At 74.8% G+C, this 620-nt stretch carries 1 protein-coding gene; it reads right to left on the bottom strand.

The features are described 5' to 3' along the window. Positions 1-174 precede the first annotated feature (174 nt). Positions 175-495 (bottom strand): DUF3040 domain-containing protein, encoded by a 321-nt coding sequence (locus B7767_RS41545; protein WP_085576363.1) that lies wholly within the window; start codon positions 493-495, stop codon positions 175-177. Between the last annotated feature and the right edge of the window lie 125 nt (positions 496-620).

The raw sequence follows: 620 nt of genomic DNA, 5'->3' as shown, positions 1-620 counted from the left end.
CCCTCCTGCAGTTCCTCGTTGGCGGCCGTGTTGGCGTCCTGGTCGGAGACTCCGGAGTCCTCGGCGTCCTTGCGGAGCCGGGCCCGGCGGGTGTCGTACTTCTTGCTTCCGGGTTCGGGCACGACCATCACCTCCTGCCGCGCCGGGTCCCCGCGGCCCCCGGAGGACAAACGCTCAGCCGCCGGACCACCGGCACAGCAGCCGGAACGCCGCGAAGAGCGTGGGCGGCCACACCGCCGCGAACGCCCAGATCGCCCACGGCGCCGAGGTGACGACGCCGGTCACCATCAGCGCGACGGACACCGCGAGCAGGAACGCCACGGTCCGGCCGCGCGGACGCCAGGACGCGATCCGTGCCGTCGGGCGCGTCACGTCGGGTCCCCGGCGGACCCGGAGCGTGCGCAGCCGCCGGGCCAGACGACGGTCGCGGCCGAGCGCCCGCTCGATCTCGTCGAGGATGTGCTGTTCGTGATCAGGAAGCCGACCGATGGACACCGTCTCTCCTCCGACGACCGCGAGGGCAAGGACGCCCGGGTGCCCGGGAGCCGCACCGCCTAACCGGCGCCGGCGCGCGGCGCCAGCACCTCCACCAGCCGGTCCGCCCCGTCCGGTACCCGCCC

It is taken from the genome of Streptomyces sp. 13-12-16 (assembly GCF_002114215.1).
Lineage (GTDB): Bacteria > Actinomycetota > Actinomycetes > Streptomycetales > Streptomycetaceae > Streptomyces.
Note: the sequence above shows the minus strand (reverse complement) of the source record. Positions and strands in the feature narration are given on the sequence as shown.